The organism is Mesobacillus sp. (assembly GCF_049588175.1).
Taxonomy (GTDB): Bacteria; Bacillota; Bacilli; order Bacillales; family Cytobacillaceae; genus Mesobacillus.
On record NZ_JBAVFI010000084.1, the window covers coordinates 1 to 1,763 of the forward strand.

Consider the following 1,763-nt stretch of genomic DNA (forward strand, 5'->3'; position numbering starts at 1 on the left):
GCTTTTCGCAATCCTTCCTTCATTATGATAAAATCTGACTTAGCTAATTCACAGCAAAGGACGGAAAACATGAGCAAAACGATACCAGTTCAAAAAAACGATTATATAGAGGTAGTATTTGAGGATCTGACACATGACGGCGCGGGCGTGGCCAAGGTTGAGGGCTACCCGATCTTCGTTCCAGGCGGCCTTCCCGGCGAAAAAGCGAAGATAAAAGTCATCAAGGCGAACAAAGGCTATGGTTTTGGACGCTTAATGGAGATACTCGAAATGAGTTCTTTCCGGGTCGACTGCCCAGCAGAGGATGCCCACAAATACGGAGGCTGCCAGCTGCAGCACATCAATTATGAGGGCCAGCTGAAGTATAAGGAAAATCAAGTGAAGCAGGTGCTGACGCGCATTGGCAAGCTAGAAGATGTAAAGGTGCATCCGATTTTAGGCATGGAGAATCCATGGCACTATCGGAACAAGGCGCAGGTCCCGGTTGGCGAAAAAGACGGCAAGCTGATCGCAGGCTTCTTCAAGCCGCGCAGCCATGAAATCGTCGATACGAACGAGAGTCTTTTGCATCTGCGTGAAATAAACGAAGCCGTTCAAGCGGTAAAAGAAATTGCCAGTGAGCTTGGGATTCAGCCTTATAATGAGGAGTCCCATAAAGGAGTGATCCGCCACATTATGGCCCGCTACGGCAGGCAGACTGGCGAATTAATGGTCGTCGTTGTCACAAGAACGAGTGACATTCCTCATAAGAACAAGCTGGTCGAGGAGATCATTGCGAGGCTTCCAAAGGTAAAATCAATCGTCCACAACGTGAACTCTAAGAAAACGAATGTGATCATGGGCGATAAAACAGAGGTGCTTTGGGGCAGCGAGGTCATCTATGATTATATCGGCGACATCAAGTTCGCGATTTCAGCGCGTTCGTTCTACCAGGTAAATCCTGAGCAGACAAAGGTGCTTTATGACAAAGCTTTGGAATACGCTGAGCTGACAGGTGAAGAATCCGTAATCGACGCGTATTGCGGCATCGGCACAATTTCGTTGTTTTTAGCGCAAAAAGCGAAGAAGGTTTTCGGAGTCGAAATCGTCCCGGAAGCGATTGAAGATGCAAAAAGGAATGCAGAGCTGAATGAAATCACCAATGCGGAATTCGCAGTCGGGGAAGCAGAAAAAGTCATTCCAGTCTGGTACAAAGAAGGCAACAGCGCGGATGTGTTAGTTGTGGATCCACCTCGTAAAGGCTGCGACGAAGCACTTTTGCAGACCATTATTGATATGAAACCGAAGAAGGTTGTGTATGTATCGTGTAATCCGGCAACTTTGGCAAGGGATTTGCGAATCCTTGAAGATGGCGGGTATAAGACGGTTGAGGTTCAGCCTGTTGATATGTTTCCGCAGACGACGCACGTTGAGTGTGTGGCGAAGATTGAACTAGTTTAAGCGAAGAGCCTTATCCTTATGACGGATAAGGCTCTTTATATCCAAATCCCCCACCAAAAATTGGACAATAAACCTGAACTTCGACCCCTAAACATTATGCTATAATAACCTAGTTAAAAAACTGTATATACTTAAAGATTAATTACCCATATCAAAACTTTTTTTGTTAAAAAAGCAGGTGGATGTATGAAAAGTTCTCAAAATAAGGCATATCGTTGTCCGATAGCTTTGACCAATAAGGCAAAGAGTAAAATGCGAGAGGCTGGGTTGGATGAGCGATCGTTTTTTTTATTGGAGAAATCGTTTTATGTTTATATAGAAAA

General features: G+C 45.2%; 1 protein-coding gene. It reads left to right on the plus strand.

What is annotated here, in order from left to right; all coding sequences use genetic code 11:
* Positions 1-69: 69 nt before the first annotated feature.
* Positions 70-1,440, plus strand: a complete 1,371-nt coding sequence (gene rlmD / locus WB217_RS01865) for a 23S rRNA (uracil(1939)-C(5))-methyltransferase RlmD (RefSeq protein ID WP_423990114.1) — start codon at positions 70-72, stop codon at positions 1,438-1,440.
* The last annotated feature ends 323 nt before the right edge of the window (positions 1,441-1,763 follow it).

Excerpts from the sequence above, each read along its gene's own strand:
- rlmD (WP_423990114.1), top strand. The coding sequence starts at position 70 with ATGAGCAAAACGATACCAGTTCAAAAAAACGATTATATAGAGGTAGTA.